Annotated in this window: 21 protein-coding genes and 1 pseudogene; 9 read left to right on the plus strand and 13 right to left on the minus strand. The window is 64.8% G+C overall.

Annotated features, from left to right (window positions below; translation table 11 throughout):
- Positions 1 to 41: 41 nt before the first annotated feature.
- The 5 genes from bamE to AC54AG_RS22740 are packed head-to-tail and all read right to left on the minus strand — an operon-like array spanning position 42 to position 3,470.
- Entirely contained in the window at positions 42 to 350 is a 309-nt protein-coding gene (bamE, locus tag AC54AG_RS22720; RefSeq protein ID WP_496631639.1) for an outer membrane protein assembly factor BamE domain-containing protein, read from the minus strand.
- Positions 347 to 1,135 (minus strand): hypothetical protein, encoded by a 789-nt coding sequence (locus AC54AG_RS22725; protein WP_496631640.1) that lies wholly within the window; start codon positions 1,133 to 1,135, stop codon positions 347 to 349. The genes bamE and AC54AG_RS22725 overlap by 4 nt, the downstream gene beginning before the upstream one ends.
- A 48-nt stretch (positions 1,136 to 1,183) precedes the next feature.
- Positions 1,184 to 1,543 (minus strand): nucleotide pyrophosphohydrolase, encoded by a 360-nt coding sequence (locus AC54AG_RS22730; protein ID WP_496631641.1) that lies wholly within the window; start codon positions 1,541 to 1,543, stop codon positions 1,184 to 1,186.
- Complete coding sequence (locus AC54AG_RS22735) at positions 1,540 to 2,001, minus strand: GNAT family N-acetyltransferase (RefSeq protein ID WP_046682200.1); 462 nt, start codon at positions 1,999 to 2,001, stop codon at positions 1,540 to 1,542. The genes AC54AG_RS22730 and AC54AG_RS22735 overlap by 4 nt, the downstream gene beginning before the upstream one ends.
- Positions 2,002 to 2,036: 35 nt before the next feature.
- The gene (locus AC54AG_RS22740; protein ID WP_496631642.1) at positions 2,037 to 3,470 is read right to left on the minus strand and encodes a cytochrome P450; all 1,434 of its coding nucleotides are present in this window, start codon (positions 3,468 to 3,470) and stop codon (positions 2,037 to 2,039) included.
- 114 nt (positions 3,471 to 3,584) lie between these two features.
- Between AC54AG_RS22740 and AC54AG_RS22745 the strand changes: the two genes are divergently transcribed.
- Positions 3,585 to 4,442 (plus strand): helix-turn-helix domain-containing protein, encoded by an 858-nt coding sequence (locus AC54AG_RS22745; protein WP_496631643.1) that lies wholly within the window; start codon positions 3,585 to 3,587, stop codon positions 4,440 to 4,442.
- Between the two features lie 85 nt (positions 4,443 to 4,527).
- Here the strand turns inward: AC54AG_RS22745 and ilvB are convergent.
- Positions 4,528 to 6,278: pseudogene (gene ilvB, locus AC54AG_RS22750) on the minus strand (biosynthetic-type acetolactate synthase large subunit).
- A gap of 99 nt (positions 6,279 to 6,377) precedes the next feature.
- Between ilvB and AC54AG_RS22755 the strand changes: the two are divergent.
- Both AC54AG_RS22755 and AC54AG_RS22760 read left to right on the plus strand, forming a co-directional pair.
- Positions 6,378 to 6,839: an Lrp/AsnC family transcriptional regulator gene (locus AC54AG_RS22755; protein ID WP_034784295.1), complete on the plus strand. Its 462-nt coding sequence runs from the start codon at positions 6,378 to 6,380 to the stop codon at positions 6,837 to 6,839.
- Between the two features lie 95 nt (positions 6,840 to 6,934).
- Complete coding sequence (locus AC54AG_RS22760) at positions 6,935 to 9,412, plus strand: TonB-dependent receptor (protein ID WP_496631644.1); 2,478 nt, start codon at positions 6,935 to 6,937, stop codon at positions 9,410 to 9,412.
- Here AC54AG_RS22760 and AC54AG_RS22765 read toward each other — a convergent pair.
- Both AC54AG_RS22765 and AC54AG_RS22770 read right to left on the minus strand, forming a co-directional pair.
- Positions 9,409 to 10,056, minus strand: coding sequence for a response regulator transcription factor (locus tag AC54AG_RS22765; protein ID WP_331778551.1), 648 nt, complete (start codon positions 10,054 to 10,056; stop codon positions 9,409 to 9,411). The genes AC54AG_RS22760 and AC54AG_RS22765 overlap by 4 nt on opposite strands.
- Before the next feature lie 8 nt (positions 10,057 to 10,064).
- Positions 10,065 to 10,976: a histidine kinase gene (locus AC54AG_RS22770; RefSeq protein ID WP_496631645.1), complete on the minus strand. Its 912-nt coding sequence runs from the start codon at positions 10,974 to 10,976 to the stop codon at positions 10,065 to 10,067.
- 427 nt (positions 10,977 to 11,403) lie between these two features.
- Between AC54AG_RS22770 and AC54AG_RS22775 the strand changes: the two genes are divergently transcribed.
- The 5 genes from AC54AG_RS22775 to AC54AG_RS22795 all read left to right on the plus strand — a co-directional run bounded on the left by AC54AG_RS22775 (position 11,404) and on the right by AC54AG_RS22795 (position 17,557).
- The gene (locus AC54AG_RS22775; RefSeq protein ID WP_496631646.1) at positions 11,404 to 12,219 is read left to right on the plus strand and encodes an NF038120 family PEP-CTERM protein; all 816 of its coding nucleotides are present in this window, start codon (positions 11,404 to 11,406) and stop codon (positions 12,217 to 12,219) included.
- A gap of 1 nt (position 12,220) precedes the next feature.
- Positions 12,221 to 15,382: a S8 family serine peptidase gene (locus AC54AG_RS22780; RefSeq protein WP_496631647.1), complete on the plus strand. Its 3,162-nt coding sequence runs from the start codon at positions 12,221 to 12,223 to the stop codon at positions 15,380 to 15,382.
- Between the two features lie 121 nt (positions 15,383 to 15,503).
- A complete protein-coding gene (locus AC54AG_RS22785) occupies positions 15,504 to 16,157 on the plus strand; it encodes an AIM24 family protein (protein WP_257620518.1) in 654 nt (217 codons plus the stop codon).
- A 17-nt stretch (positions 16,158 to 16,174) separates the two neighbouring features.
- On the plus strand, positions 16,175 to 16,816 hold the full coding sequence (locus AC54AG_RS22790; protein ID WP_034753503.1) for an AIM24 family protein: 642 nt from the start codon (positions 16,175 to 16,177) through the stop codon (positions 16,814 to 16,816).
- A gap of 3 nt (positions 16,817 to 16,819) precedes the next feature.
- Positions 16,820 to 17,557, plus strand: coding sequence for an AIM24 family protein (locus AC54AG_RS22795; RefSeq protein WP_034753505.1), 738 nt, complete (start codon positions 16,820 to 16,822; stop codon positions 17,555 to 17,557).
- 1 nt (position 17,558) lies between these two features.
- Here AC54AG_RS22795 and AC54AG_RS22800 read toward each other — a convergent pair whose 3' ends face one another.
- Both AC54AG_RS22800 and AC54AG_RS22805 read right to left on the minus strand, forming a co-directional pair.
- Positions 17,559 to 18,359 (minus strand): enoyl-CoA hydratase, encoded by an 801-nt coding sequence (locus tag AC54AG_RS22800; RefSeq protein ID WP_338680687.1) that lies wholly within the window; start codon positions 18,357 to 18,359, stop codon positions 17,559 to 17,561.
- Between the two features lie 42 nt (positions 18,360 to 18,401).
- Positions 18,402 to 19,031 carry a head GIN domain-containing protein gene (locus AC54AG_RS22805; RefSeq protein WP_070305483.1) on the minus strand — a complete coding sequence of 210 codons (630 nt, stop codon included), beginning with the start codon at positions 19,029 to 19,031 and terminating at the stop codon, positions 18,402 to 18,404.
- A 175-nt stretch (positions 19,032 to 19,206) separates the two neighbouring features.
- Between AC54AG_RS22805 and AC54AG_RS22810 the strand changes: the two genes are divergently transcribed.
- Positions 19,207 to 19,764 (plus strand): flavin reductase family protein, encoded by a 558-nt coding sequence (locus AC54AG_RS22810; RefSeq protein ID WP_496631648.1) that lies wholly within the window; start codon positions 19,207 to 19,209, stop codon positions 19,762 to 19,764.
- A 143-nt stretch (positions 19,765 to 19,907) separates the two neighbouring features.
- Here the strand turns inward: AC54AG_RS22810 and gdhA are convergent, their stop codons facing one another.
- The 3 genes from gdhA to trhP all read right to left on the minus strand — a co-directional run bounded on the left by gdhA (position 19,908) and on the right by trhP (position 24,255).
- Positions 19,908 to 21,251, minus strand: a complete 1,344-nt coding sequence (gdhA, locus tag AC54AG_RS22815; RefSeq protein ID WP_496631649.1) for an NADP-specific glutamate dehydrogenase — start codon at positions 21,249 to 21,251, stop codon at positions 19,908 to 19,910.
- A 212-nt stretch (positions 21,252 to 21,463) separates the two neighbouring features.
- Entirely contained in the window at positions 21,464 to 22,711 is a 1,248-nt protein-coding gene (locus AC54AG_RS22820) for a DUF819 family protein (protein WP_496631650.1), read from the minus strand.
- A gap of 182 nt (positions 22,712 to 22,893) precedes the next feature.
- Positions 22,894 to 24,255 (minus strand): prephenate-dependent tRNA uridine(34) hydroxylase TrhP, encoded by a 1,362-nt coding sequence (trhP, locus tag AC54AG_RS22825; protein WP_496631651.1) that lies wholly within the window; start codon positions 24,253 to 24,255, stop codon positions 22,894 to 22,896.
- Between the last annotated feature and the right edge of the window lie 126 nt (positions 24,256 to 24,381).

The following is a 24,381-nucleotide window of genomic DNA, read 5'->3' on the forward strand; positions in this document are numbered from 1 at the left end:
GTACCCTCAGGGTACGACCCCAGTTTGCTTTTGGGGTACTTTTACTGCTTCACCCGATACACCTCCCCGCTGCGCACCTTCTTCACTATCCCATCCCCGTCAAACAGAATCACATATTCCCCCTGCGCGCCCGAGGCGTTCGGGTAGGTGTACATCCACACTTCATTGCCGCTGTCGAAGCGGATGGAGGTGCTTTCTCCCAGCGCCGCGCGCACCTGTTCGCGCGTGCTGCTGCCCGGTTGCACCGTCTGTTCCAGGGTAGCGTAAGGAACATTCTTGCTCGCCTGCAAGGCGCGCGTGCCGGAGCAGGCGGCCAGCAGCGCCAGCATGGCGATCAGCAGCCATTTCATGGCACCACCTCGTCCATGTAAGTAAATTCCAGCAGGGTGTCGTCGGGCCAGCTGGCATCCCATAAGGGCGCGTAATACGTGCGGTCAAGCAAGACCTGGCAATCGCAATAGGGCAGCGAGGCGGGCGTCTGCTCGCCGCCCGCGTACAGCATCCTGAACGGCAACGCCAGGCGGCGCTCGCCATGCACGAGGGTGACGCCGAACAGGGGCCGCTCCGTGAAGAACAAATAATTGCCATCCGGCTCGGAACACACCTTGTCCGTGCTGTAGAGCATGCTGGACAGCCAGGCGATGATTTGCGGGTCGTTCGAGATCAGGCCCGAATCCATGCCGGCGCGGCATTCCAGGCGCAGGTCGCCCAGGCGCCGCGTGCCGGGCGGCAAGCCGGGCGTGATCACTTGCGCGCGCCAGCTCATGGTGGTGGCCTTGCGGTTGGCGATCAGCACGGCGTCTTCGCGCGCCGCTTGCGCATTGCGCACGGGAGCAAAGCTGTTGTCCTCGGCCAAGGGTAAGGGGATGCTGACGGTGTCGCCAGCGATGCGCAGCTGCACGCCCGTCATGTCCACGCCAGGCTGGCGCGGCAGTAGACGAAAGCGCAAGCTCGCTTGCGGCGCCAGCGCACGGTCGCGTTCGAAACGGTCCACGCCCTGCAGCATCTTGCGGTACGATTTATCGACGGGGTCGCGCGTGGCGTCCACTTTCACCTGCGGCACGGGCGCGGTTTGCGCCAGGGCAACCGGGCCAGGGAGCAGGCAGGCAAGCAGCAGGGGGATAGTGATGCGCATGGCTGGATGCTACGCTTTTTTGCGCATCAGCCACGCACGGATGGCTGTTCAGTATTCGCTATATTTGCGCGCGTCGCCGCGCACCTGCTGCGCCGGGTATTTCTGCGCATTGAGTTCCATCTTTTCCAGCACGGCCGCGTGCAGGTCGACGCCGCTCTTGTCGGCCAGGCGTACCAGATACATCAGCACGTCGGCCAGCTCGTGGCGGATGCCCGTGCGTTTGACCTCGTCCAGCTCGGCATCCGCGCCTGTGGGCAGCCACTGGTAGTGCTCGGCCAGTTCCGCCACTTCCACGGACAGGGCCATGGCCAGGTTTTTCGGCGTGTGGAACTGGTCCCAGTCGCGCTCGTCGGCAAAGGCGCGCAGGCGCGCGCGGATGTCAAACAGGCTGTCGGCAGGCGCACTCATGCCGCCACCTGCAGCGGTTTTTCCATGAAGACACTGAACGGATCGTCAGGATAGTCGCCGTACGGCCCGCGCCGCTGGTAGCCGTGGCGTGCGTACAGGGCGATGGCTTCGGGCTGGTGGATGCCCGTCTCCAAGGTCAGCAAACGGCAGCCGCGCGCCAGCGCCTGCTCTTCCAGCAGGGCAAGCAGGCGCTTGGCCAGCCCCAGGCCGCGGCTGTCCGGGTGTACGTACATGCGCTTGACTTCGCCGAAATCGGGCGTGACGACGATGGCGCCGCAGGCGCGCGCCGCGCCTGCCGCATCGCGGGCGACGGCAAACAGCAGTGTATCGGACGGCACGGACGCCAGGTCCAGCGAGTAGACGCACTCGGCCGGATACAGGGTCTGTTGATAGGCATCAAGCTCGGCGATCAGGGTTTGCACGTCGGCTTGCTGCGGCGATTCCAGGCGGATGGTCATGGGGAGGTCGAATGTATGGGACTTCTCCCATGGTATCACTGCGGTGGTGCCAGGCGCATCGTCAGGCCGATGGGCGACATGACAAAACCCATCAGCTCCTGCGCTTCGCCGCCATCGGGCGTGTCGACGCCGGCGATGTCGAAGCTGCCCAGCAGCATGGCCATGGCGATCTTGATTTCCAGCAAGGCCAGGTAGCGGCCCGGGCACGTGCGCAAGCCGGCACCGAAGGGCATGGCGGCGCGCTTGTTGTTCGCTTCGCCGCCTTCCAGCCAGCGTTCGGGCTGGAACGCCCGTGCGTCGGGAAAGTGCGCATCGGACACGCTGTCGTGGCGCATCACGCACCAGAGCATGCTGCCGGCGGGCACGGCCACGTCGCCCACCACCGTGTCGCGCAGCGCTTCGAGCGGAATGTAGGGCGCCACGGGTTTCAAGCGCATGGCCTCGCTGGCGCAGGCGCCCAGGTAGTCGAGGCTATCCATTTGCGCCACGGTGAACTGCGCCACGTCGGGTGCCAGGCGCCGCACTTCCTCGCGCGCCTTGGCCAGGCTGTGCGGATGGCGTTGCAACAGGTAGATGATCCAGGAAATCGTGTTGGCCGTCGTGTCTTCGCCGGCCAGCAGCATGGTCAGCACATTGCCGGCCACGGCGCGGTCGTTCACGCCGCTGCCGGGTTCGTCGGCGGCGGCGATCATGGCTTCGAGCAGGTTGGGCGGGCGCACGCGCCGCGCGGGGTCTTGTTCCATGCGTTCGCGCGCCTGCCGCACCAGTTGCGCCACGGCCACGTCCAGCGCCGCCACGTCGCGGTCCAGGCGCCGGTCGACGGGCAGCTTGACGTAGCGCCAGTACGGCAGCATCGACAGGCTGCGCCGCGCCACGGCTGGCAGGATGGCGTCTAGGTGGCGCTGGATCACGTCCTCGCCCGATTCGAGTGTATTGACTTCCGTGCCGAAGGCCAGGCCGGCGATGATGTCGACCGTGTAGCGTTTCAGGTCGCCATCGAGGTCGATGGCCTGGCCTTGCGTGGCGGCCAGATGCCAGCGCCGCTGCAGGCGCTGCGCCACCGTCACCAGCGCGGGAAAATACGCCTTGATGGCGCCCGGTGCCATGCCGGCCATCACCATGCGGCGCTGGTTGCGCCACTCGCTGCCTTCGGCAAGGAAGACGCCGGGATTGCCGCCCATTTCCTCCGAGACGATGTAGCTGCTGAGAGGACGGCGGAAACCATCGGGACGGTCGCGCAGCACGGCGGCCACAGCCTCGCTGTCGGCCACCACCAGTACCAGGGTGCGGCCGAACCAGGCACGCATGAAAGGTCCATAGCGGCGTACCCAGCCTTCCACGTCGCGGTGGATGCGCGGCAGCCGCACTTGCATGGCGTTGCCGATGATGGGCAAGGCGAATGGCCCCGGCAACTGGCGGATCTGGCGCAGGGTGGTGGCGGGTGCGGCGGCGTGGTCGAGTGGTGGCATGGAAAGCTCCTGTTGTCGTGGGAACGATGGCTAGACTCTAGCGCGCTTGCGGGCACGCGTCTTGAACGAATACGACATCGCGCGCGGCCAAAAATTGCCGGTACAATCGTCGCCATGCCTGCCGCCCCCATGCCCCTGACCCGCTTGATCGCGCCGCGTACCGCACTCGCTTCCTGCGTGCGCGCCTTCCTCGTGCGCGACACCACGCATTGCGCGCCGCTGCCGCCCGCGCAGCGCCTGAACCGCTTTCCCGCCACGCCCATGTGCTGCCTGCTGTGGACGGTCGCGGGCGACGTCGAGGCGGCCGCGCCCGGCCCCGACCTGCTGCATGTGCGCATGCCGCCCGCCCTGTTCAGCGGACCGCGCGGCTATCCGCTGGTCAGCTACAACCCCGGCCCCGTGCACTCGTTCATGGTGATGCTGTATCCGGCCGCCCTGCATGCGCTGACGGGCATCGACATGGCGGCCCTGTTCGACCAGGTGCGTCCGCTGGAACCGCTGTTCGACGCCGACTGGCTGGCCTTGTCCGACGCCGTGCTGGCCGCACCCGACGATGCAGCGCGCATCGCGCTGGTGGAAGCATTCCTGGCGCCGCGCTGGGCGTTGGCGCGCAAGAGCGGCGACCATCCCACCGGCGCCATCCAGGACTGGGTGCGCCGCCTGGGCGTACAGGCGGCCTCGACTAGCCTGGCCAGCGGCGCGCGCAATATCGAGCGCCGCATCAAGGCCTGGGCCGGCCAGCCCATGCGCACCCTGCGGCGCATGCGCCGCGCGGAACAGTCGTTTCTCGACGCACGCGAGGCCATGCTGCAAGGCAATGCTGCATGGACCGATATCGCCGCCGAGGGCGGCTACGCCGACCAGGCCCACCTGTGCCGCGAAGTGCGCGCCATCACCGGCCTGAGCCCCACCGAACTGGCACGCGCCAGCCGCGAAGATGAAAGTTATTGGATCTACAGGATTTGGGCGTAATCCGGCCGGTGGTGATGTCGGATTAGCGTGGCAACGCCACGCGTAATCCGACAACATCGTCGGCGTGGCCGGTGGTCATTCCGACCTACCGCTCGCTGTACACCTTGCCTTTGGCCAGGGTCACTTCATGGTGCGCCGCACCGGGCGCCATCATGGGGAAACAATTTTCTGCGCCATGCACGCGCACGTCGAGGAAGTACGGGCCGTCGGATGCCAGGCAGGCCGCCAGCGCCGCGTCGAGGTCTTCGCGCCGGCTCACCGTATGCGCCTGCCAGCCGAACGCGCGGGCCAGCGCGACGAAATCGGGCAGCGCTTCCGTGTAGCTGTGGCTGTAACGCCCGCCATGGATGAGTTCCTGCCACTGGCGCACCATGCCCATGTAGCCATTGTTCGACAGCACCACTTTCACGGGCAGGCGGTGCTGCACGGCCGTGGCCAGTTCCTGGATATTCATCAAAATCGACGCGTCGCCGCTGACGCACACGATGCATTTTCCCGGATGGGCGATCTGCGCGCCGATGGCGGCCGGCAATCCATAGCCCATGGTGCCGGCGCCGCCCGAGGTCAGCCAGCGGCGCGGCTGCTCGAAGCGCAGGTGCTGCGCCGCCCACATCTGGTGCTGGCCCACGTCGGTGGACACGATGGCGTCCTGTCCGTCCAGGGCCGCCTGCAGCCGGCGCATCAGCGCCTGCGGTGCGATCACGTCCGGCGTGTCGTCGAACGCCAGGCTGTCCTGAGCGCGCCAGCCGTCGATACGCTGCCACCACGGCTGGCGGTCCGCCAGCAAGCGGCCGCGCAGCTGCGCCAGCAATGCCGCCAGCACGGGCGCGCAATCGCCGCGCAGGGCCACGTCGGCGCGCACCACCTTGCCGATCGACGCGGGGTCGATATCGACGTGGATGATTTTCGCACTGGGGCAGAAGGCGTCCAGCCTGCCAGTCACCCGGTCGTCGAAGCGGGCGCCGACGCAGACGATCACATCCGCATGGTGCATGGCCAGGTTCGCTTCCAGGGTGCCGTGCATGCCCAGCATGCCGAGGAAGGCCGGGTGCGAGGCGGGAAAGGCGCCCAGTCCCAGCAGGGTCAGGGTACACGGCGCGGCCGCCAGTTTCACCAGCTGCTGGAAAGCGGCGCAGGCATCGAGGCCGGAATTGATGAGGCCTCCGCCACCATAGAACACGGGCTGGCGCGCGGAGGCGATCAGGATGGCGGCCTGCTCGATATCGGCCGCCTCGGGCAGGGGGCGGCGACGTTGGCGACGGATGGCGGCGGCGTGTTGGCCGCGACCTGCGCCAATTGCATATCCTTGGGAAAATCGATCAGCACGGGGCCGGGCCGGCCCTGCGTGGCCTGGATAAATGCTTCGTGCACGACGGCGGCCGTCTCGTCGGCCGCGCGGATTTGCCGGTTCCACTTGGTGACGGGGCGCGAGATGCCCAGCGCGTCGCATTCCTGGAAGGCGTTCGTGCCGATGCTGGTGGTGGCTACCTGGCCGCTGATGCAGATGACGGGAATCGAATCGCACAGGGCGTCAAGCAAGCCCGTGGTGGTATTGCTCATGCCGGGGCCGGAGGTGACGAAGACGACGCCGGGCCGCCCCGTGCTGCGCGCATAACCCTCGGCCGCGTGCACGGCCGCCTGTTCGTGGCGCACGAGCACGTGGCGCAAGCGCGGTTGCGCGTGCAGCGCGTCGTACAGGGGCAGCACGGCGCCGCCCGGGTAGCCGAAGACGGTGTCGACGCCCAGGGCCAGCAGGGTGTTGATCAGGGTGCTGGCGCCATTGCGCGGCGCAAGATCGTGGGCGGGAGCGAGGAGGGGAGCGGGATCGGGTTTCATGTGTCTATTTTCTGCTTGCCCCGGCAGAAAAGGCTGCTGGTTTTCTCGTATAAAATGCTTTGATCAGCAAAATTTGCTGCAAACATGGGAAATTGCAAAATGAAGCTCGATAAATTCGATCTCGCCATCCTGACGGCCCTGCAGCAGGATGCCCGCATCAGCCTGCACGAGCTGAGCGCCAAGGTGGGCCTGACCTCGTCGCCGTGCTGGGCGCGCATCAAGCGCATGGAGGACGACGGCGTCATCGAAGGCTACACGGTGAACGTCAACGCGGCCAAGGTGGGGCTGGCCGACACCGTCATCGTGCAAGTGACCCTGGACGACCATTCCGACCAGGCCCTGTTCGAATTCGGTCACGCGCTGGCCATGATCCCGGAAGTGCTCGAAGCGTTCCTCGTCTCCGGCGACTACGACTACTACCTGCGCATTGCCGTGAGCGACACGCGCGACTATGAACGGCTGCTGCGCGAGCGTTTATACAAAATCCCCGGCATCCGCCACAGCAAATCGAGTTTCGTGCTGCGCCAGCTCAAGCAGAGCTATTTGCCCTTGCAGCGCTAAGTTTCCTTGCACGGCGGGAGTTTTTCCCTAGTTCCTCGATGGTGGCTGTCCGATACTGGACAGACATAAAAACCATGATAAAAACGGGGATACGCATGAAACTGACTTTATTGGCCGCCGCCGCCATGGCGCTGTGCCAGGCGCAGGCAGCTGAACCGGGGATGGCCGCCTCGGGCGACTTGCCCACTGTTATCATCACGGGCAGCATGCCGCTGCCCACCGTGGAGCAGCCGCGCGATGCCTTGGCTGCGCCCGTGCAGACGGCCAGCGCACAGCAGATCGCCGCCAGCGGCGCGCTCGATATTTCCGCCTTCCTGCGCCGCAACCTGGGTAGCGTCTACGTGAACGAAGTGCAGAACAACCTGTTCCAGCCCGACGTCAGCTACCGCGGCTATACGGCCTCGCCCTTGCTGGGCACGCCGCAGGGACTGTCCGTGTACCTGGACGGCATGCGGCTGAACCAGCCGTTCGGCGACGTCGTCAGCTGGGATTTGATACCGCGCATGGCGATCGCTTCGCTGACCTTGATGCCCGGCTCGAATCCCCTGTTCGGCCTGAACACCCTGGGTGGCGCGCTGGCCCTGCAGACCAAGGATGGCAAGAGCCACCCGGGTACCGCCGTCGAGGCGCGCCTGGGTTCCGATCAACGGCGCGCCGTGGAGGTCGAGCATGGCGGCAGCAATGCGCAGGGCTGGCACTGGTACGTGACGGGCAACCGTTTCAAGGAAGTGGGCTGGCGCGACGATTCGCCATCCGACGTGCGCCAGGTGTTTGGCAAGCTGGGATGGGGCGATGCGCGCACCGATATCGCCGTCACCGTGGCGCACGCGGACAATGCGTTGACGGGCAACGGCTTGCAGGAACAGCGCCTGCTGGCGCGCGACTACCGCAGCGTCTACACCAAGCCTGACCTGACGGAAAACAGGTCGACCCTGCTGAACCTGACGGGCAAACACCAGGCCGGCGCCGCCTTGCTTTTGTCCGGCAATGTCTACTACCGCAAGATCGACACGCACACCTACAACGGCGACCTCAACGACGAGTCGCTCGACCAGTCCGTCTACCAGCCCGGCGCGGCCGAGCGCGCGGCCCTGGCGGCGGCCGGCTACACGGGCTTTCCCGTCAGCGGGGCAAATGTGACCAATACGCCGTTTCCGAAGTGGCGCTGCATAGCCAACGTGCTGCTGAATGAGGAGCCGGCCGAAAAATGCAATGGCATGATCAACCGCAGCCATACGCAGCAGGAAAACTATGGTTTTTCAGGCCAGTTCACCGCGCTGGCCGACGTGGCGGGCGGGCGCCATGCCGTCACGGCCGGCGCCGCCTTCGATGCCAGCCACGCCACGTTTCGCCAGACGAGCCAGTTCGGCTATCTGAACCCGGACCGCGGCATCACGCCCGTCGATTTCTTTGCCGACGGCACGCAAATCGACGACGATGGCACGCCCGTCGACAACCGGGTCGACTTGAGCGGGCGCATGCGCACCTGGAGCGTGTATGCGAGCGACAGCATCGCGTTTAGTCAAGACTTGACCCTGACCATCTCCGGCCGCTACAACCGCAGCACGGTGCGCAACCGCGACGCCATCACGCCCGGCGGCGGCAGCGGTTCGCTCGATGGCGACCACCGTTTCAGCCGCTTCAATCCCGCCATCGGCCTGGCCTATGCGCCAGTCAAGGGCGTGAGCGCCTACCTCGGCTACAACGAAGGCAGCCGCACGCCGACGGCCATCGAGCTTGGTTGCGCCGATCCGGAAAACCCCTGCCGCCTGCCCAACGCCATGGCTGGCGACCCGCCCTTGAAACAGGTGGTGACGAAGACGTGGGAAGCGGGCGTGCGCGGCCAGTGGGACGAGGTGGCGCGCTGGAGCGCTGGTGTGTTCCGCGCGGAAAACCACGACGATATCCTGTTTGTGGCCGACAACCAGGCCGGTTTCGGCTACTTCAAGAATTTCGGCAAGACGCGCCACCAGGGCATGGAGCTGGCGCTCGACGGCAAGGCGGGCGCGCTGGACTTCGGCGTCAACTACACGTGGCTGCAGGCGACGTATCAAAGCCGGGAAACCGTCAACGGCAGCGCCAACAGCAGCAGCGACGCGGACGCGCCTGGCCTCGAAGGCAATATCGTCATCACGCCGGGCAACCGGATTCCCCTCACGCCCAGCCATATCCTGAAGGCGCACGTGGAGGTTCAGGGCGGACGCGACTGGACGGTGGGCCTGGCCATGATGGCCGTGTCGAGCTCCTATGCGCGCGGTAATGAAAACAATGCGCACCAGGCGGGCGGGCCAGCGTACCTGGGCGCGGGCAAGAGCGGCGGCTACGCCGTGGTCGAGCTCAATGGCAAATACCAGCTGACACGGCAACTGAGCGTGTTCGCCCAGGTCAACAACCTGTTCGACCGGCACTATGCGACGGCGGCCCAGCTGGGCGCGACGGGTTTCGACGCCAACGGCAACTTTGCCGCCCGGCCACTGCCGGCCGTGAACGGCGAATATCCGATGGTCAACGCGACCTTCTACGCGGCCGGCGCCCCGCGCAGCGTGAATGTGGGCTTGCGCTACGTGTTTTAAGGGTGGATCTGTTCAATGACGCCATTGCGCAGGGCAAGATGGACGAGCGCGGCGGGGCCGGGTACGTCGAGCTTTTCCCTGATGCAGGTCTGGTGGTTGGCCACCGTCTTGCTGCTCAGGTGCAGCAGGCGGGCGCAGTCGGCGGCGCTGCGGCCTTCGGCCAGCAGGCGGAAGATTTCGAATTCGCGCTGGCTCAGGCTGCTCAAGCGCTGCGCTTCCATGCTGGCGGTGTCTTGCAGCACGCCGGGTACGCTGTGCGGATCGAGGTAGCGCCGGCCCGCATGGGCGGCACGCACGGCGTCGACCAGGTGTTCCGGGTCGGCCTGCTTGCTGACGAAGCCGCAGGCGCCGCCCTCAAAAGCGCGGGCGATCAGCTGCGGCGTGTCGTGCATGCTGAACACGAGCACGCGGGCACCGGCATCGCGGGCGATCAGCTTGCGCAGCAATTCCAGGCCGCCGATACCGGGCATGGACAAATCCGTCACGCAGACGTCGGGCGCGTGCTCCTGGTACAAGCCATACGCCGTTTCGCCATTGCCCGCCTCGGCCACGACGGCGATGTCGCCGCCCTGTTCCAGCAGGCGCCGGTAACCGGTGCGCACCACCGGGTGGTCGTCGACCAGCATCACGCGGATCGGGGTCATGGCCGCGTTCATGCCGCACCTGCCGCCAGCGGCATCGCCACTTCGATGCGCAAGCCGTTGCCCAGCGCGCTGATCCAGCGGATATGGCCGCGCAGGCCGGCCACTCTTTCGCGCATGCCCAGCATGCCGAAGCCATCTGTCGGCGTTTTGTCTGGATGCAAACCCTGGCCATTGTCTTCGATAGCCAGGTGCAGCAAGCCGTGCGCATCGGCGCGCAATTCCACCGTGGCCCGGTTGGCGCCCGCGTGGCGCGCCACGTTCGTCAAGCCTTCCTGCACCAGGCGGTAGATGGCGGTGGCGGTGCAGTCGTCGAGGTTGGCGGGGATGGCGTGCGGTGCGAAATGGCAGGCGATGCCGTGCTGCTGGGACCAGCTGTCGCACAGCGCCTGCAGGGCCGGCGCCAATCCCAGGCTGTCGAGCACGGGCGGGCGCAGCCGGCGCAGCATGGTGCGCACCATCGCATGCAGCGCTTCCGACGAGCGCGCGATGCTGGCGGCGCACGCCTGCACGTTCGCCTGGTCGCCATCGCGCGCGCGCAGGATGTAGCTGGCGGCCGCGCGGATGGCTGTGCAGTCTTGTCCCACTTCATCGTGCAGCTCGCGCGCCAGCGCGCAGCGTTCCTCCTCCTGCGCGCGCAGCAGGCGCTGCGTGAGGGTGCGGTTTTGTGCCAGCAGCAGCGCCACCTGGCGTCCGCGCCGCACGGCAAAGCCGGCCAGGGCCAGCGCCAGCAACAGCAGGCTCAGGGCCAGTTCATCAAGTTGCCAGTGTTCGTGGCGCCACAGCGCGTACGTCAGCCGTTCGGCCAGGTCCAGCCTGGCGGCCAGCAGGAAAAAAGCCAGCGCCAGCGCGCAGCACATGAGGAGGCGCCGGGCCGGCCGCGTGTCTGAGCGGCCGTTGCCGGCAAATTGATGGTGTTCCATGGTGCTGCTCCCTGAGCGCGGTCGATCTCTTCGTTGTGCAAGCTTCATGCCATCGTGCAGCGGCTGTGGCCGGGCGCGTGGCGGGGAGACAAGTGTTCCAGGATGGAACAGGTGTACCACGATGTGACGCGGGGATGACGGCGCGGCAGGCGCGGTTTTCGAGCTTATCCGAAGTCGCGCCGGCGCGCTGGCGCGCACGTCTGCGGTGCGAGGCATTGTTGTTCCGATGTAACGTTGAGATTGCTCAAGCTTTCATAGATAAAACAAAACAAAGTATCGCAGAGTTAGATAAAAAATAAATAAATGATATTAAAAATATGATATTTGTTTTGTGTGGTTTGCTATATTTGTTGACACTTTTGTGAAAAAGCTGAAAGCGGGCGCGAGACCTGCCGACCTATCTATCCACAACAACCAAGGGAATAGAATGAATCGTCCATCACATGCGCGGGTATCGCCCGCCACCGCCGATCGGCCCGCTACCCGCGGCCGTGCCACCATCTTGGCCGCGCTGGCCACCTTGTCCGTGCTGGCCTCGGCGCCGGCCATGGCCGGTGTCCTGACCTTCGATAATTTGCCCCCCGACGTGTATGAAAGCGGCCAGACGCTCAATACGTCGAGCTACAACCTGCTGTTCCTGGCCGACCCGACCACGGCGGCCGGCGGCGGCGTCAGCGGCGTAGGCGCCATCCTCGATGGCCGCGTGGGCTCGTCGTGCGATATCGCCGCCTGCCCGCAGGGCGCCACCGGCAACTACCTGGCCATCCTCAACGATGGCGGCGTGAATTTCGCGCGCGCCGATCACCAGGCGTTCAGCCTGGCCGGTTTCGACTATTCCTTCATCGCGCCCGTTTCCGGCTTGCCCAATATGCAGTGGGGCCAGCTGCAACTGAGCGGAACCCTCAGCAACGGCCAGGTGGTCAGCACGTCGCTGGCGTTCCCGGGCCAGGGCAGCGATGGCAATTACCATTTCCAGAGCGCATCCCTGCTGGGCGGCTTCAGCAACTATGCGTTGACGGGCCTGACCTTCAACGCCTGCATTTTCAATGACACTGGCGCGTGCACCAATTCCATCGATTTCCCCGCCTTTAACCAGGGCCAGTTTGCGCTCGACAATATCAACATCAGCGCCGTGCCGGAACCGTCGACCTATATGCTGCTGCTGGCCGGCCTGGGCGCCATCGGCATGCTGTCGCGCCGCCGCAGCGGCAAGTTCGCAGCGTTCACCGTGCAAGGAGCGTGAGATGAAACTACGTCCAGTCTCTCTCGGCATCCTCCTGCTGGCCGCCAGCCTGGCGCAAGCGGCGCAGGCGCAGGAACGCCGCTCCTACATCGTGCAGCTGGTCGACAAGCCGGCCGCCACCTACACGGGCCAGGTCGACGGCCTGGCCGCCACCAAGCCGGTCCCGGGCACGCGCATCAACGTGGGCGCCGCCGATGTGCAGGCCTACCTGAGCTACCTCGACACCAAGCAGGCCGCCGTGGCCGGCACCGTCAGCGCGGCGGAAATCACGCACCAGTACAGCGTCGTCTTCAACGGCTTTTCCGCCTTGCTGACGGACGATGAAGTGCGGGCCCTGAAGAAAAACAGCGGCGTAGCCAGCATCAGCGCCGACTCCATCCTGCAGCTCGACACCAGCTACACGCCCACCTTCCTGGGCCTGGACAAGCCGGGCGGCCTGTGGGAACAACTGGGCGGCAAGACGCACGCGGGCGAAGACATCATCATCGGCATCGTCGACAGCGGCATCTGGCCCGAGAACACGGCCTTTGCCGACCGCCTCGACGAGAACGGCGTGCCCAGCCACAGCGGCAGCAACGTCGTGTATGGCGCGCCGCCGGCCAGCTGGCAGGGCACTTGCCAGACGGGCGAAGGTTTCAGCGCCGAGAATTGCAACAACAAACTGATCGGCGCACGCTACTACCGCGCCTCCACGGCGGCGCTGCACTGGACGGAATTCCGTTCGCCGCGCGATTCCGTCGCCGGCCTGACGGGGCATGGCGGCCATGGCACGCACACGGCGTCCACGGCCGGCGGCAACAATGGCGCCTTGGCCACCTCGAACGGCGTGTCGCTGGGCAAGGCCTCGGGCATGGCGCCGCGCGCGCGAATCGCCGCCTATAAAGTCTGCTGGACGGCCGCATCGACGGGCCGCAACGGTTGCGCCACGGCCGACAGCGTGGCCGCCATCGACCAGGCCGTCAAGGATGGCGTCAACGTCATCAACTTCTCCATCGGCCCGAACGCGGGCGGCGGCGCCTTCGACGAGCCGACGGAAGTCGCCTTCCTCGGTGCGGCCGCGGCCGGCGTGTTTGTCGCCACGTCGGGCGGCAATTCCGGTCCATCCACGCCGGCGCCCGACGTGCCGGCGCCCGTCTCGCACATCAGCCCGTGGCTGGCGACGGTCGCCAATTCCACCCACAACCGCCTGTACGCGGGCAATGTCATCCTCAGCAACGGCACCAGGCTGGAAGGCGCATCGAGCAATGCGAAGACGCCGGCCCTGCCGCTGATCCGCTCGCGCGACGCGGGCCTGGCCGGCGTGCTGCCGACGGACCTCAATTTGCTGCGCTGCTTCGGCGAAGCCGATGCCACGTCCGCTTATCTGGACCCGGCGAAAGTGGCGGGCAAGATACTCGTGTGCGACCGTGGCGGCAACGTGCTGGTCAACAAGAGCGCGAATGCCAGGACGGCGGGCGCGGCGGGCGTGGTCATCGCCAACGTGGCCGGCGGCGCCAACACCATCATCAACCAGGCGCACACGCTGTCGACCGTGCACCTGGCGCAGGCGCAGGGCGACGCGCTGAAGGCTTTCATGGCGTCCAATCCGGACGGCACGGCGGCATTGGGTGAAATCCATACGATCGCCGACACGACGGTGCAGGCGCCGATCGTCAGCGACCGTTCTTCGCGCGGACCGAACGTGGCCAACGCGAACATCCTGAAACCGGACATGTCGGCGCCCGGCACCAACATCCTCGCCGGCGTGACGGCCGACCTGACGCCGGCGCAGCGCGATGCCGTGGCCGCTGGCGGCGCGGCGCCCGTGGCGGAATGGGATTTCTATTCCGGCACTTCGATGGCCAGCCCGCACGTGGCCGGCGTGGCGGCGCTGCTCAAGCAGCAGCATCCGGGCTGGTCGCCCGCGGCCATCAAGTCGGCGCTGATGACGACGGCCTTCAGCACGTATCCCGATGGCTTGAACGGTTCCGTGTCGTGGGATGCGACGGCGAAGAACTCGGGCCAGCTGCCATGGGGCCAGGGCGCCGGCCACATCGCACCGAACAGCGCGGCCGATCCCGGCCTCGTGTACGACGTGTCGGAAATCGACTATGCGCGCTTCCTGTGCGGCCTGAACCTGAAGGTCTACAGTCCCGCCACCTGCCAGGCCGTCGGCACCATTCCTGCCTACAACCTGAACCTGGCGTCGCTGACGGCGGCCAACGTGCTGGGCACGCAGGTGCTGACGCGCACGGTGACCAACGTGGGCGCCAGCAGTGCCGTCTACAACGTCTCTGCCAGCCTGCCCGGCTACACGGTGGCGGTGACGCCAACGAGCCTGAGCCTGGCGCCGGGCGCCAAGGGCCAATACCAGGTCAAGTTGACGCGCACCACGGCGCCGGCCAATACCTGGACCTACGGCGCCCTGAGCTGGACGGATGGCACGCACACGGTGCGCAGCCCGCTGACGGCGCGCGGCACGTCGCTGGCCGCCATTCCGCTGGTCAGCAGCGAAGCGGCCACGGGCAGCAAGGTGCTGACCCTGGGCACGGGCTTCACGGGTGCGCTGGTCGGCGTCAAGTCGGGTCTCGTCGAAGCCGTGCGCCAGACGCGCACGATTGGCCAGGCCAACAACAGCACGGCTTCGGCCAGCTGCAAGGCGGGAGGTGCCACGGGTGTGAACGTGCACAACGTGGTGATCCCGGCCGGCACCCTGGCGGCGCGCTTTGCCACCTACGATACGGAAACGACGGGCGGTGCGAATACCGACATGGACATGGAGGTCTACAACGCCGCCAATGTGCTGGTCGGCAGCAGCGGCAATGAAAGTTCCAATGAGCAGGTGGAACTGCGCCTGCCCGCCGCCGGCACCTACAAGGTGTGCGTGATCGGTTTTGCGCCGCAAAACGGCCAGGCCGACTACACCTTGTCGTCGTGGGTGCTGGCGCCGGGCTTGAACAACGGCAGCTTCAAGGCGCTGATGCCGGGCACGGCCTTCATGGGCGGCACCGCGTCTGTCTCGCTGAGCTGGTCCAACCTGGCCGAAGGCAAGCGCCACCTGGGCGCCGTCGGCTACCAGGTCGCTGGCGTGGTGCAGGGCGTGACGGTGGTCGAGGTCAATACCAATGATCCCGTGCCGCTGTTCCAGAACGCGCGCGGCGCCAAGCCGGTGCTGGCCGAGTAAACCGTTTCAGATGTCAGCGCAAGGCGTGCCTCCGGGCACGCCTTTTTTTTAACGCAGACCCCCGTTCGGGAGGAATAGCACTTGCATGGCGGTAACGCCCCCGGTATCTTGTCGGATAGCCATGGCTTTGTGGCCTGGCATTCTTGGGGAGTCGCGCGTGACCAGTTTCCGCACCAATACCGACCGCCTGCTGGAAGTGCGCCTGCAGGATGAAAAAGTGCTGGCGATTGCCGGCGCGATGGTCGCCTATACGGGCGCCATCAAATTTGAAAAGTCCCTGCTTGGCGGCGAGGGCCTCTTTGGCGCGCTCAAGCGCAAGGTGACGAACGAAGGCATGCAGGTGATGCAGGCTTCAGGCACCGGCACGGTGTTTTTCGCGCAGAATGCGGCCGAGATCACCGTCATGGCGCTGGCCGGCGAAAAGCTGACCATCGAAAGCAGCAGCCTGCTGGCCTACGACACGAGCCTGAAGACGGGCACCAGCTTTGCGGGCTTGCGCGGCGCCAGCTCGGGCCAGGGCCTGTTTTCCACCACCGTCGAAGGCAACGGCAACCTGGCCGTCATTTCGCGCGGCAACCTGATCATGCTGGAAGTGACGCCCGCGCATCCGCTGCGCGTGGACCCGGACGCCTTCGTCGGCTTCAAGGGCGACATCCGCCAGGAATTCGTTTTCGACGTCAACTGGCGCACGATGATCGGCCAGAGCTCGGGCGAATCGTACCAGCACAAATTCACAGGCCAGGGCGTGGTGTTCATCCAGCCCGCCGAACGTTAAGTTAGCGAGGACCCGCGATGCCTGTCTATCAGCAGATCAATGAAAAGATGCTTGAGGTCAAACTCGGCAATGAAGAAGTGTTCGCGCGCAAGGGCGCCATGGTGTCCTACCAGGGCGACGTGGCGTTCAGCCGCTCCTTCCTGGCCGGCCAGGGCGTGCAAAGCCTGGCCATGCGCGCCGTCACGAACGAAGGCTACGCCATGATGTCGGCGCGTGGCACGGGCAGCGTGTTTTACGCCCAGGGCGGCCTGTTCGTCACCATCGTCCCCGTGCGCGGCGAAACGTTTTACGTGGAAAGCGATTCCCTGCTGGCCTTCGATGCGCGTTTGACGGCCGGCACCATGTTCCTCGGCAACCAGGGCGGCGTGCAGGGTGTGGTGCGCGGCATGGCCTCGGGCCAGGGCTTGTTTACCACCACCTTGCAAGGCACGGGCGACGTGGCGATTTTGTCGGACGGTAACGCCATCGGCTTGCCCGTCACGCCGGACGTGCCCGTGTTTGTCGACCCGCAAGCGTATATCGGCCACACGGGGCAGCTGAGCTCGACCATCGTCACGGACCTGAACTGGAAAACCTTCGTCGGCCAGGCGTCGGGCGAATCGTACCAGGTGAAGTTCACGGGCCAGGGCACGGTCTACATCCAAGCGAGCGAAAGGTAAGCCATGACGATTTACACTCCCGATACCTTGCCGAAGAACGATAACCTGAACCGTTTTTCGTATGTCATCGACGTCAAGGAACAGATCTTCATTCGCAAGGGCAAGATGATCGCCTTCTATGGCGAGCTGCGCTTCGAAGCCATGGGCAGCAGCGTGCTCGACCTGATCGTGCGCAATGCCTTCAATGCGCCGAAATACATCCACCACTTTGTCGTCGCGCAAGGGCAAGGACAATTGATTTTGGGCGACAACGGCAACGACCTGGCCTGCTACGACCTGGACAACGCCAACATGACCATCCGCGCGAAAAACCTGCTGGGTTTCACGAAGGATGTGATCTGCCAGGAATCGACCTTGCCCGGCTACCTGACCATGATAGGCACGGGTAAAGTCATCGCCTCGTCGAACGGCCCCGTGCATTTCCTCGAGTTGCCATGCCGCGTGGACGAGCAGGCCGTGCTGGGCTGGGCCGATTGCCCCAGCCCCTCGTATCACTACGATTATGCCCACGTGCAGGGTTGGGCCTCGGCCGCCGGCGCGCTCACGGGCTTTACCCTGTCGGGCGAGGAAAAGCAGATCGACTTCACGGGCGCCGGCACGGTGCTGGTGCAGTCGTCCGAGCTGGACGTGACGGGCAGCTCGGCCCTGGCCAACCTGCTGGCGCAATTGCCGATGCTGGGCAAGGAAGACCTGGGGACCTTGAGCTTGTCCGTCCAGCAGCAGATGAAGCAGGAACGTTAAGCTACTTGACGGCCGCCCAGCCGGGCGGCCGCTTTTCCAGGAAGGCGGTGACGCCTTCCTCCGCATCCTCTTCCATCATGTTGCGCGCCATCACGTCGCCCGCATACGCATACGCGTCGTCCAGCGGCAGCTGGCGCTGCCGGTAGAACATGGCCTTGCCGTAGCGGATGGCCGTCGGGCTTTTCGCCATGATCTGCTGCGCCAGGCGCGCCACGGCTTCGTCGAGCGCCGTATCGGCCACCGTTTCATTGATCAGGCCCCAGTCGGCGGCCGTGTCGGCGTCGATGAAGCGGCCCGTCACCAGCATGTCGAAGGCCCGCTTGGGCGACACATTGCGCGACAGGGCAACCGATGGCGTGGCGCAGAACAGGCCCACGTTGATGCCGGAGACGGCAAAGCGGGCCGATGCGCCCGCCACGGCCAGGTCGCAGCTGGCGACCAATTGGCAGCCGGCCGCCGTGGCGATGCCGTGCACGCGGGCAATCACGGGCACGGGCAAGCTTTGAATGGCTTGCATCACGCGCGAGCATTGCGCGAACAGGGTTTGATAATACGCAAGCTGGCGCGTCGCCTGCATCTGGCGCAAATCGTGGCCCGCGCAAAAGGCTTTGCCTTCGGCGGCCAGCACCACGCAGCGCACGTGCGGCTGCTGCGCGATCGTGTCGAGCGCTTCCTGCAGCGCGGCCAGCATGGCTTCGGACAGGGCATTGAATTGCAGCGGGCGGTTCAGCCGCAGGGTGACGAGGCTATCGTGCTCCTCGCGCAGTACCAGCGGCGTGTCGGTATCATGTGTTGCGGTCATGCGGTCTCCAGTGGCCTGATGGCCTTGTTGTTCTAGGAAATCTTATTTGGCGGCATTGACGCTGCCGATGCCGGCGATCGACTTGTGCACGATCTTCGGCTTGCCATAATAGGTCAGTTCGCCCATGCCGCGCACCACGGCGTTCAGTTCTCCCGAGGAATACACCTTGACGGAGCCGATGCCTTCGAAATTCACATCGACGTTTTTCGCCAACAAGGCTTTCGTATCGACTTCGCCCACGCCTTGCGCCTTCAGGCGCAGCCAGTCGACCTGGCCATCGGCGGCCAGGCGGCCCGCGCCCTTGTAGCTGATGTCGACTCGTGGACCATTGAGCTTGGTGAGGATTTTTTCGCCCGCGCCTTCCGCGATCAGCTTGCGCAAGGTGGGCATGGTGATGATGATGCGTGGGTCGCCCTCGGTCTTCTTGATGTCCTTGTCCTTCATGGAAATTTTCAGCTCGCCATCGACCACTTCCGTGATGACGCCGCTGAGGAATTTCTGGTCGCCGCGCAGCAGCAGGCTTTGCTCCTTGCCCGATTCCACTTCGATGCTGATGGGGCCGCGGATGTCGATGGCGTTGAAGGCGGCTACCGTGCGGGTTTGCTCGTCGGCATGCGCGAGGGTCGAGAGGCAGGCGAGGGACAGGACTGACAACAGGAACAGAGGACGCATGGCGGTTTCCTTGAGTAGTTGATCAGTGTATTCTATGTTGCAACATCTCCAAGGGGGAGAAATTTGCGATGAACGGCACAAATCGCGGCGCGGATGACACGCCTCCGCAGGCCAGCCGCGCGCCCGGCAAGGCGCCGTTGGTCTATGCTATGGCGTACCGCGTCCTGGAGAGCAGATGAAAAATTACCACAAAGAAGATTATCCCGTCGCCGAAATCCGGCGCTTCCTCGAACCGGGGCCGGTGGTGCTTGTCAGTTCAACGTGGCAGGGCGAAAGCGACGTCATGACCATGGCCTGGCACATGCTGATGGAATTTACGCCATCGTTGCTGGGCTGCTTCATTTCCGACGCGAACCACAGCTATGAAATGATCAAGCGCAGCATGGAGTGCGTGATCAATCTGCCCACGGCCGACATGGTCGACCAGGTAGTCGCCATCGGCAATTGCAGCGGCGAAGACACGGACAAGTTCACGGCCTTCGGCCTCACGCCCCAGCCCGCCGAGCTGGTGGGCGCGCCCCTGATCGCCGAGTGCTACGCCAACTTCGAATGCAAGCTGGCCCAGGTGGCGGGCAATCCGAAAGGCGGCTTCTTCATCTTCGAGTGCGTGAAAGCCCACGTGGCCACCTCGCCCAAGCTGCCGGAAACGTTACATTACCGCGGCAACGGCGAGTTCATGGTGTCGGGCCGGACCATCAGCCGCAAGAGCCTGATGAAGCCGGAGATATTGTAGACACCTGACCAAACCTACTGCGCGTCGATATAGGCGGCCTGCGATGCTCACCGTACTTGAGTACGGTTGCGCTTCTTAGCCACCTCTATCTTCCGCTCGCTACGGTTTTGTTAGGTGTCGTGAGGCCGCTTAAATCACCCCCCTTAAATCACGCCCTGCGCCAGCATCGCATCGGCCACTTTCACAAAGCCGGCGATATTGGCGCCATCGACATAGCTGACCGTGCCATCGGCGCGCGTACCGTATTGCTTGCACGCGGCGTGGATGCCCTGCATGATCTGCAGCAAACGCGCATCGACTTCCTCGCGCGGCCAGGAAATCCGGGCCGCGTTCTGGCTCATTTCCAGGCCGGACGTGGCCACGCCGCCCGCATTGCTGGCCTTGCCCGGCGCATACAGCACGCCGGCCGCTTCGAATGCCTTGGCTGCCTCGATGGTGGTCGGCATGTTGGCGCCCTCAGCCACACACTGCACGCCGTTGGCGATCAAGGTGCGCGCGTCGTCGATATGCAATTCATTTTGCGTGGCGCAGGGCAGGGCGATATCGACCGGAACATGCCATGGCGACACGCCCGACTCGAAGCGCACGCCCGTGCGCGCGGCGTAGTCGCTGACCCTGCCATACAAATGGTTCTTGACCTCCATCAGGATGGCCAGCTTTTCCGGCGTAAAGCCTGCCTCGTCGATGACGGTGCCGCTCGAATCGGAGACGGTGATGACTTTCGCGCCCATCGCCATGGCTTTTTCCACAGCGTACTGCGCCACGTTGCCCGAGCCGGACACGGACACGCGCATGCCTTCGAACGAGCGGCCCCGCGTTTTCAACATTTCCTGCGCAAAATACACGGTGCCGTAGCCCGTCGCTTCCGGGCGCATCAGCGAGCCGCCGAAGCTGGCGCCCTTGCCCGTGAACACGCAGTCGGCGCGGTTGCTGAGCTTTTTCATCATGCCGACCATATAGCCCACTTCGCGCCCGCCCACGCCGATGTCGCCGGCCGGCACGTCCGTGTCCGAACCCACGTGGCGGAACAGTTCGCTCACGAAGGCCTGGCAGAAACGCATCACTTCGCCCGGGCTCTTGCCCTTCGGATCGAAGTCGGAACCGCCCTTGCCGCCGCCCATGGGCAAGGTCGTCAGCGCATTCTTGAACGTCTGCTCGAAGGCGAGGAATTTCAGCACGGACAAGGTCACGGAAGGGTGGAAGCGGATGCCGCCCTTGTACGGTCCGATGGCCATGCTGTGCTGGATGCGGTAGCCGCGGTTGACTTGCACTTGCCCGTGGTCATCGACCCACGACACGCGGAACATCACCACGCGCTCCGGCTCGATCAAGCGTTCCAGCAAGCCTTGTTCCGCGTATTTCGGGTGCTGTTCCAGGAACGGCCACAAGCTCTCCATGACTTCGGTGACGGCTTGCAGAAACTCGGGTTGACCTGGATTGCGTGCGGCGACATGCTGGACATACTCGTGAGCAGATGCGTATTTCATCAGAATTCCATGGAGGTAATCGGTTATTTGGGCAACTATCATCGCAGATTTCGCACAAAAATGGTGCGGAAATTTGGTTTTGAGGGGTTTCTGCTACATTGTGGGGATTTTTTTGGCACTATGGTCGATGCGAGCCGTAAACAACAACGCCAGCCCGAAGGCTGGCGTTGTCGTCATTCTTGCGTGCTTGGCTGGTCAAGCCAGGACAGGGATCACCCCGCCATGCCGCGCAAGATCAGTCCCGTGATGTAGGCGCCGTAGGTGCCCAGCGCGTAGCCCAGCACGGCCAGCAGCACGCCGACGGGGGCCAGGGATGGGTGGAAGGCGCTGGCGATGACGGGGGCCGAGGCGGCGCCGCCGATGTTCGCTTGCGATCCCACGGCCATGAAGAACAGGGGCGCGCGGATCAGCTTGGCGACGAGCAGCATCAGGCCGCCATGCACGGCGATCCAGATCAGGCCCAGCAGGAACAGGAAAGGCTTGTCGAACAGGGCTTTCAAGTCCATGTGCATGCCGATGGTAGCCACCAGCACATACAGCATGGCCGAGCCGATGGTCGAAGCGCCCGCGCCTTCCAGGCTGCGTGCTTTGGTAAAGCTGAGCAGCAGGCCGAAGGTGGTGGCGAGCACGACGATCCAGAAGAAATTCGACGTCAGGCTGTAATCCTGCAAGCGCCATGCGGCGGGCAGGGTGTTGATCCAGCTGATGATGGGGCCGGCCAGGAAGTGCGACAGGCCCGTCACGCCCAGGCCCACGCCGAGGATGATCATGATGTCGGTCAGGTTGGCTACGCGCGCGTGCTGGGCGCGGTAGCTTTCGATGCTGTCCTTGAGCGCATTGATGGCGGACAAATCGGCACCGGTCCAGCGGTCGAAGGCGCCCGCGCGGCCGGCCAGGAACAGCAGCACGGCCGTCCAGACGTTGGCCACCAGCACGTCGACGGCGACGAACTGGCCAAACAAGGTGGCGTCCACTTCAAACACTTCCTTCATGGCCGCCTGGTTGGCGCCGCCGCCTATCCACGAGCCGGCCACGGTGGTCATGCCGCGCCACGTGTCGCCGGCCACCGTTTCCGGGTGGATCAAACGCAAGGCTTCGAACGAGACGAGGGCGCCCAGCATCACACCCAGCGTGCCTGTCAAAAACATGATGATGGCCTTGGGACCGAGGCGGATGATGCCGCCGAAATCGATGGCCACGCACAGCAGGACCAGCGCGCTGGGCAGCAGGTAATCGCGCGCCACGGCGTACAGGCCGGACGCGTTGCCGTCGATGATGCCGAACGTGTTCAGCAACGCCGGGATCAAATAGCACATCAGCAGGGACGGGATATACGTGTAGAACTTTTTCCAGAAGCCGTCGGGGCGGGAAGCGCTCCAGAAGACGGCTCCCAAGGTCATGGCGAGCAGGCCGAGGACGACGGCGTCATTGGTGATCAGGGCGGGTGTGGCAGGTGGCATCGGGGATTCCGGTGAACGTGTCAGGGACGCACGGATGCCGATAAGGCCCCCGGGCGCGGGTGGCCGTATCGTATAGCAATGTTGAAGCCTAAACAAATTATTTAGGTAGTGCTAGCCGGAATTTTTCTTGCCAAATCAAACACTTGTAGACTGCTTCGCTACCCCGCGCAGCAGACTGGCGGTTACAAATAGCGCGCCAGCAAGGCCTTGTCGAGAGCGCCGTCAAGTTCGATGCGCACGAAGTGGCCGCTGCCGGGCGCCACCTGGATCTCTTTGCCGTCATCGCTGAGCATGCGGGTAATGGTGACGTCGCGGTTGCCGCCCGGATGCACGGCCTCGATGCGGTCGCCCACGGCGAAGCGGTTTTTCACTTCCACCCTGGCCCAGCCGTCCGCCACGCCCAGCACGTCGCCCACGTACTGGCTGCGGTCCGCCTCGGACGCGCCGCGCATGTAGTTCTGGTGCGCCTGCGTGTGGTGGCGCTGGTAAAAGCCGTCCGTGTAGCCGCGGTTGGCCAGGCCTTGCAGCTGGCCCAGGAGGCTGATATCGAAAGGGCGGCCCGCGACGGCGTCATCGATGGCCTGGCGGTAGACTTGCGCCGTGCGCGCCGCGTAGTACAGCGACTTGGTGCGGCCCTCGACCTTCAGCGAATCGACGCCGATTCTCACCAGGCGCTCGATATGCTCGACGGCGCGCAAGTCCTTCGAATTCATGATGTAGGTGCCGTGCTCGTCTTCGAGTATCGGCATCAGCTGGCCCGGGCGCTGGGCTTCTTCAATCAGATAGGGCTGGTCGGCCAGCGGGTGGCGCGGCTGCTGGTGCAGGGCGGAAAACGCATTGTTGTCCGCCTCGGCCAGCGCCTGGTGAAATTCCAGCGGCACCACCTGCATGCCGCCCAGGTCGCCGCTGGCGTCTTCGGACGCGTTTTTCACCTTGTAATCCCAGCGGCAGGAATTCGTGCAGGTGCCCTGGTTCGGGTCGCGGTGGTTGAAATAACCGGACAGCAGGCAACGGCCCGAATAGGCGATGCACAGCGCGCCGTGAACGAAGACCTCGAGCTCCATTTCCGGGCAGCGCTGGCGGATTTCCTCGATCTCGTCGAGCGACAGTTCGCGAGATAAAATCACGCGCGTCAAGCCCATGCGGTGCCAGAACTTGACGTCGGCCCAGTTGACGGCGTTCGCCTGCACGGACAGGTGTACGGGGACGTCCGGCCACTTGTCGCGCACCATCATGATCAGGCCCGGGTCGGCCATGATCAGCGCGTCGGGGCGCATGGCGATCACCGGTTCCATGTCGCGCAAATACGTTTTCAGCTTGGCGTTGTGGGCGAAGATATTGCTGGCGACAAAGAACTGCTTGCCGCGTGCATGCGCGCCATCGATGCCCTCCTGCAAGGCTTGCAAGGTCGAAAAATCGTTATTGCGCACGCGCAAGCTGTAGCGCGGCTGGCCCGCGTAGACGGCGTCGGCGCCATAGTCGAAGGCGGCGTGCATCTTGGCCAGGGAGCCGGCAGGCAGGAGGAGTTCGGGAGCGTGGCGCATGGAGGATGGGCAAAGCCGGCGATCTTATGCTGGTTGGCCGCATATTGCATTGCCTTGGGTCAAGGGATTGATATCCGCTGCCGGGATGCTCAGGCGTCAGGCGTTCAAGCCTGTGTGTCCCTGGTG

The organism is Janthinobacterium sp. BCJ23 (assembly GCF_059617945.1).

What these genes read in the sequence shown, in the direction of transcription:
- bamE (WP_496631639.1), bottom strand. Translation starts at nt 350, where the DNA reads ATGAAATGGCTGCTGATCGCCATGCTGGCGCTGCTGGCCGCCTGCTCC.
- AC54AG_RS22725 (WP_496631640.1), bottom strand. Translation starts at nt 1,135, where the DNA reads ATGCGCATCACTATCCCCCTGCTGCTTGCCTGCCTGCTCCCTGGCCCG.
- AC54AG_RS22730 (WP_496631641.1), bottom strand. Translation starts at nt 1,543, where the DNA reads ATGAGTGCGCCTGCCGACAGCCTGTTTGACATCCGCGCGCGCCTGCGC.
- AC54AG_RS22735 (WP_046682200.1), bottom strand. Translation starts at nt 2,001, where the DNA reads ATGACCATCCGCCTGGAATCGCCGCAGCAAGCCGACGTGCAAACCCTG.
- AC54AG_RS22740 (WP_496631642.1), bottom strand. Translation starts at nt 3,470, where the DNA reads ATGCCACCACTCGACCACGCCGCCGCACCCGCCACCACCCTGCGCCAG.
- AC54AG_RS22745 (WP_496631643.1), top strand. Translation starts at nt 3,585, where the DNA reads ATGCCTGCCGCCCCCATGCCCCTGACCCGCTTGATCGCGCCGCGTACC.
- AC54AG_RS22755 (WP_034784295.1), top strand. Translation starts at nt 6,378, where the DNA reads ATGAAGCTCGATAAATTCGATCTCGCCATCCTGACGGCCCTGCAGCAG.
- AC54AG_RS22760 (WP_496631644.1), top strand. Translation starts at nt 6,935, where the DNA reads ATGAAACTGACTTTATTGGCCGCCGCCGCCATGGCGCTGTGCCAGGCG.
- AC54AG_RS22765 (WP_331778551.1), bottom strand. Translation starts at nt 10,056, where the DNA reads ATGACCCCGATCCGCGTGATGCTGGTCGACGACCACCCGGTGGTGCGC.
- AC54AG_RS22770 (WP_496631645.1), bottom strand. Translation starts at nt 10,976, where the DNA reads ATGGAACACCATCAATTTGCCGGCAACGGCCGCTCAGACACGCGGCCG.
- AC54AG_RS22775 (WP_496631646.1), top strand. Translation starts at nt 11,404, where the DNA reads ATGAATCGTCCATCACATGCGCGGGTATCGCCCGCCACCGCCGATCGG.
- AC54AG_RS22780 (WP_496631647.1), top strand. Translation starts at nt 12,221, where the DNA reads ATGAAACTACGTCCAGTCTCTCTCGGCATCCTCCTGCTGGCCGCCAGC.
- AC54AG_RS22785 (WP_257620518.1), top strand. Translation starts at nt 15,504, where the DNA reads ATGGCTTTGTGGCCTGGCATTCTTGGGGAGTCGCGCGTGACCAGTTTC.
- AC54AG_RS22790 (WP_034753503.1), top strand. Translation starts at nt 16,175, where the DNA reads ATGCCTGTCTATCAGCAGATCAATGAAAAGATGCTTGAGGTCAAACTC.
- AC54AG_RS22795 (WP_034753505.1), top strand. Translation starts at nt 16,820, where the DNA reads ATGACGATTTACACTCCCGATACCTTGCCGAAGAACGATAACCTGAAC.
- AC54AG_RS22800 (WP_338680687.1), bottom strand. Translation starts at nt 18,359, where the DNA reads ATGACCGCAACACATGATACCGACACGCCGCTGGTACTGCGCGAGGAG.
- AC54AG_RS22805 (WP_070305483.1), bottom strand. Translation starts at nt 19,031, where the DNA reads ATGCGTCCTCTGTTCCTGTTGTCAGTCCTGTCCCTCGCCTGCCTCTCG.
- AC54AG_RS22810 (WP_496631648.1), top strand. Translation starts at nt 19,207, where the DNA reads ATGAAAAATTACCACAAAGAAGATTATCCCGTCGCCGAAATCCGGCGC.
- gdhA (WP_496631649.1), bottom strand. Translation starts at nt 21,251, where the DNA reads ATGAAATACGCATCTGCTCACGAGTATGTCCAGCATGTCGCCGCACGC.
- AC54AG_RS22820 (WP_496631650.1), bottom strand. Translation starts at nt 22,711, where the DNA reads ATGCCACCTGCCACACCCGCCCTGATCACCAATGACGCCGTCGTCCTC.
- trhP (WP_496631651.1), bottom strand. Translation starts at nt 24,255, where the DNA reads ATGCGCCACGCTCCCGAACTCCTCCTGCCTGCCGGCTCCCTGGCCAAG.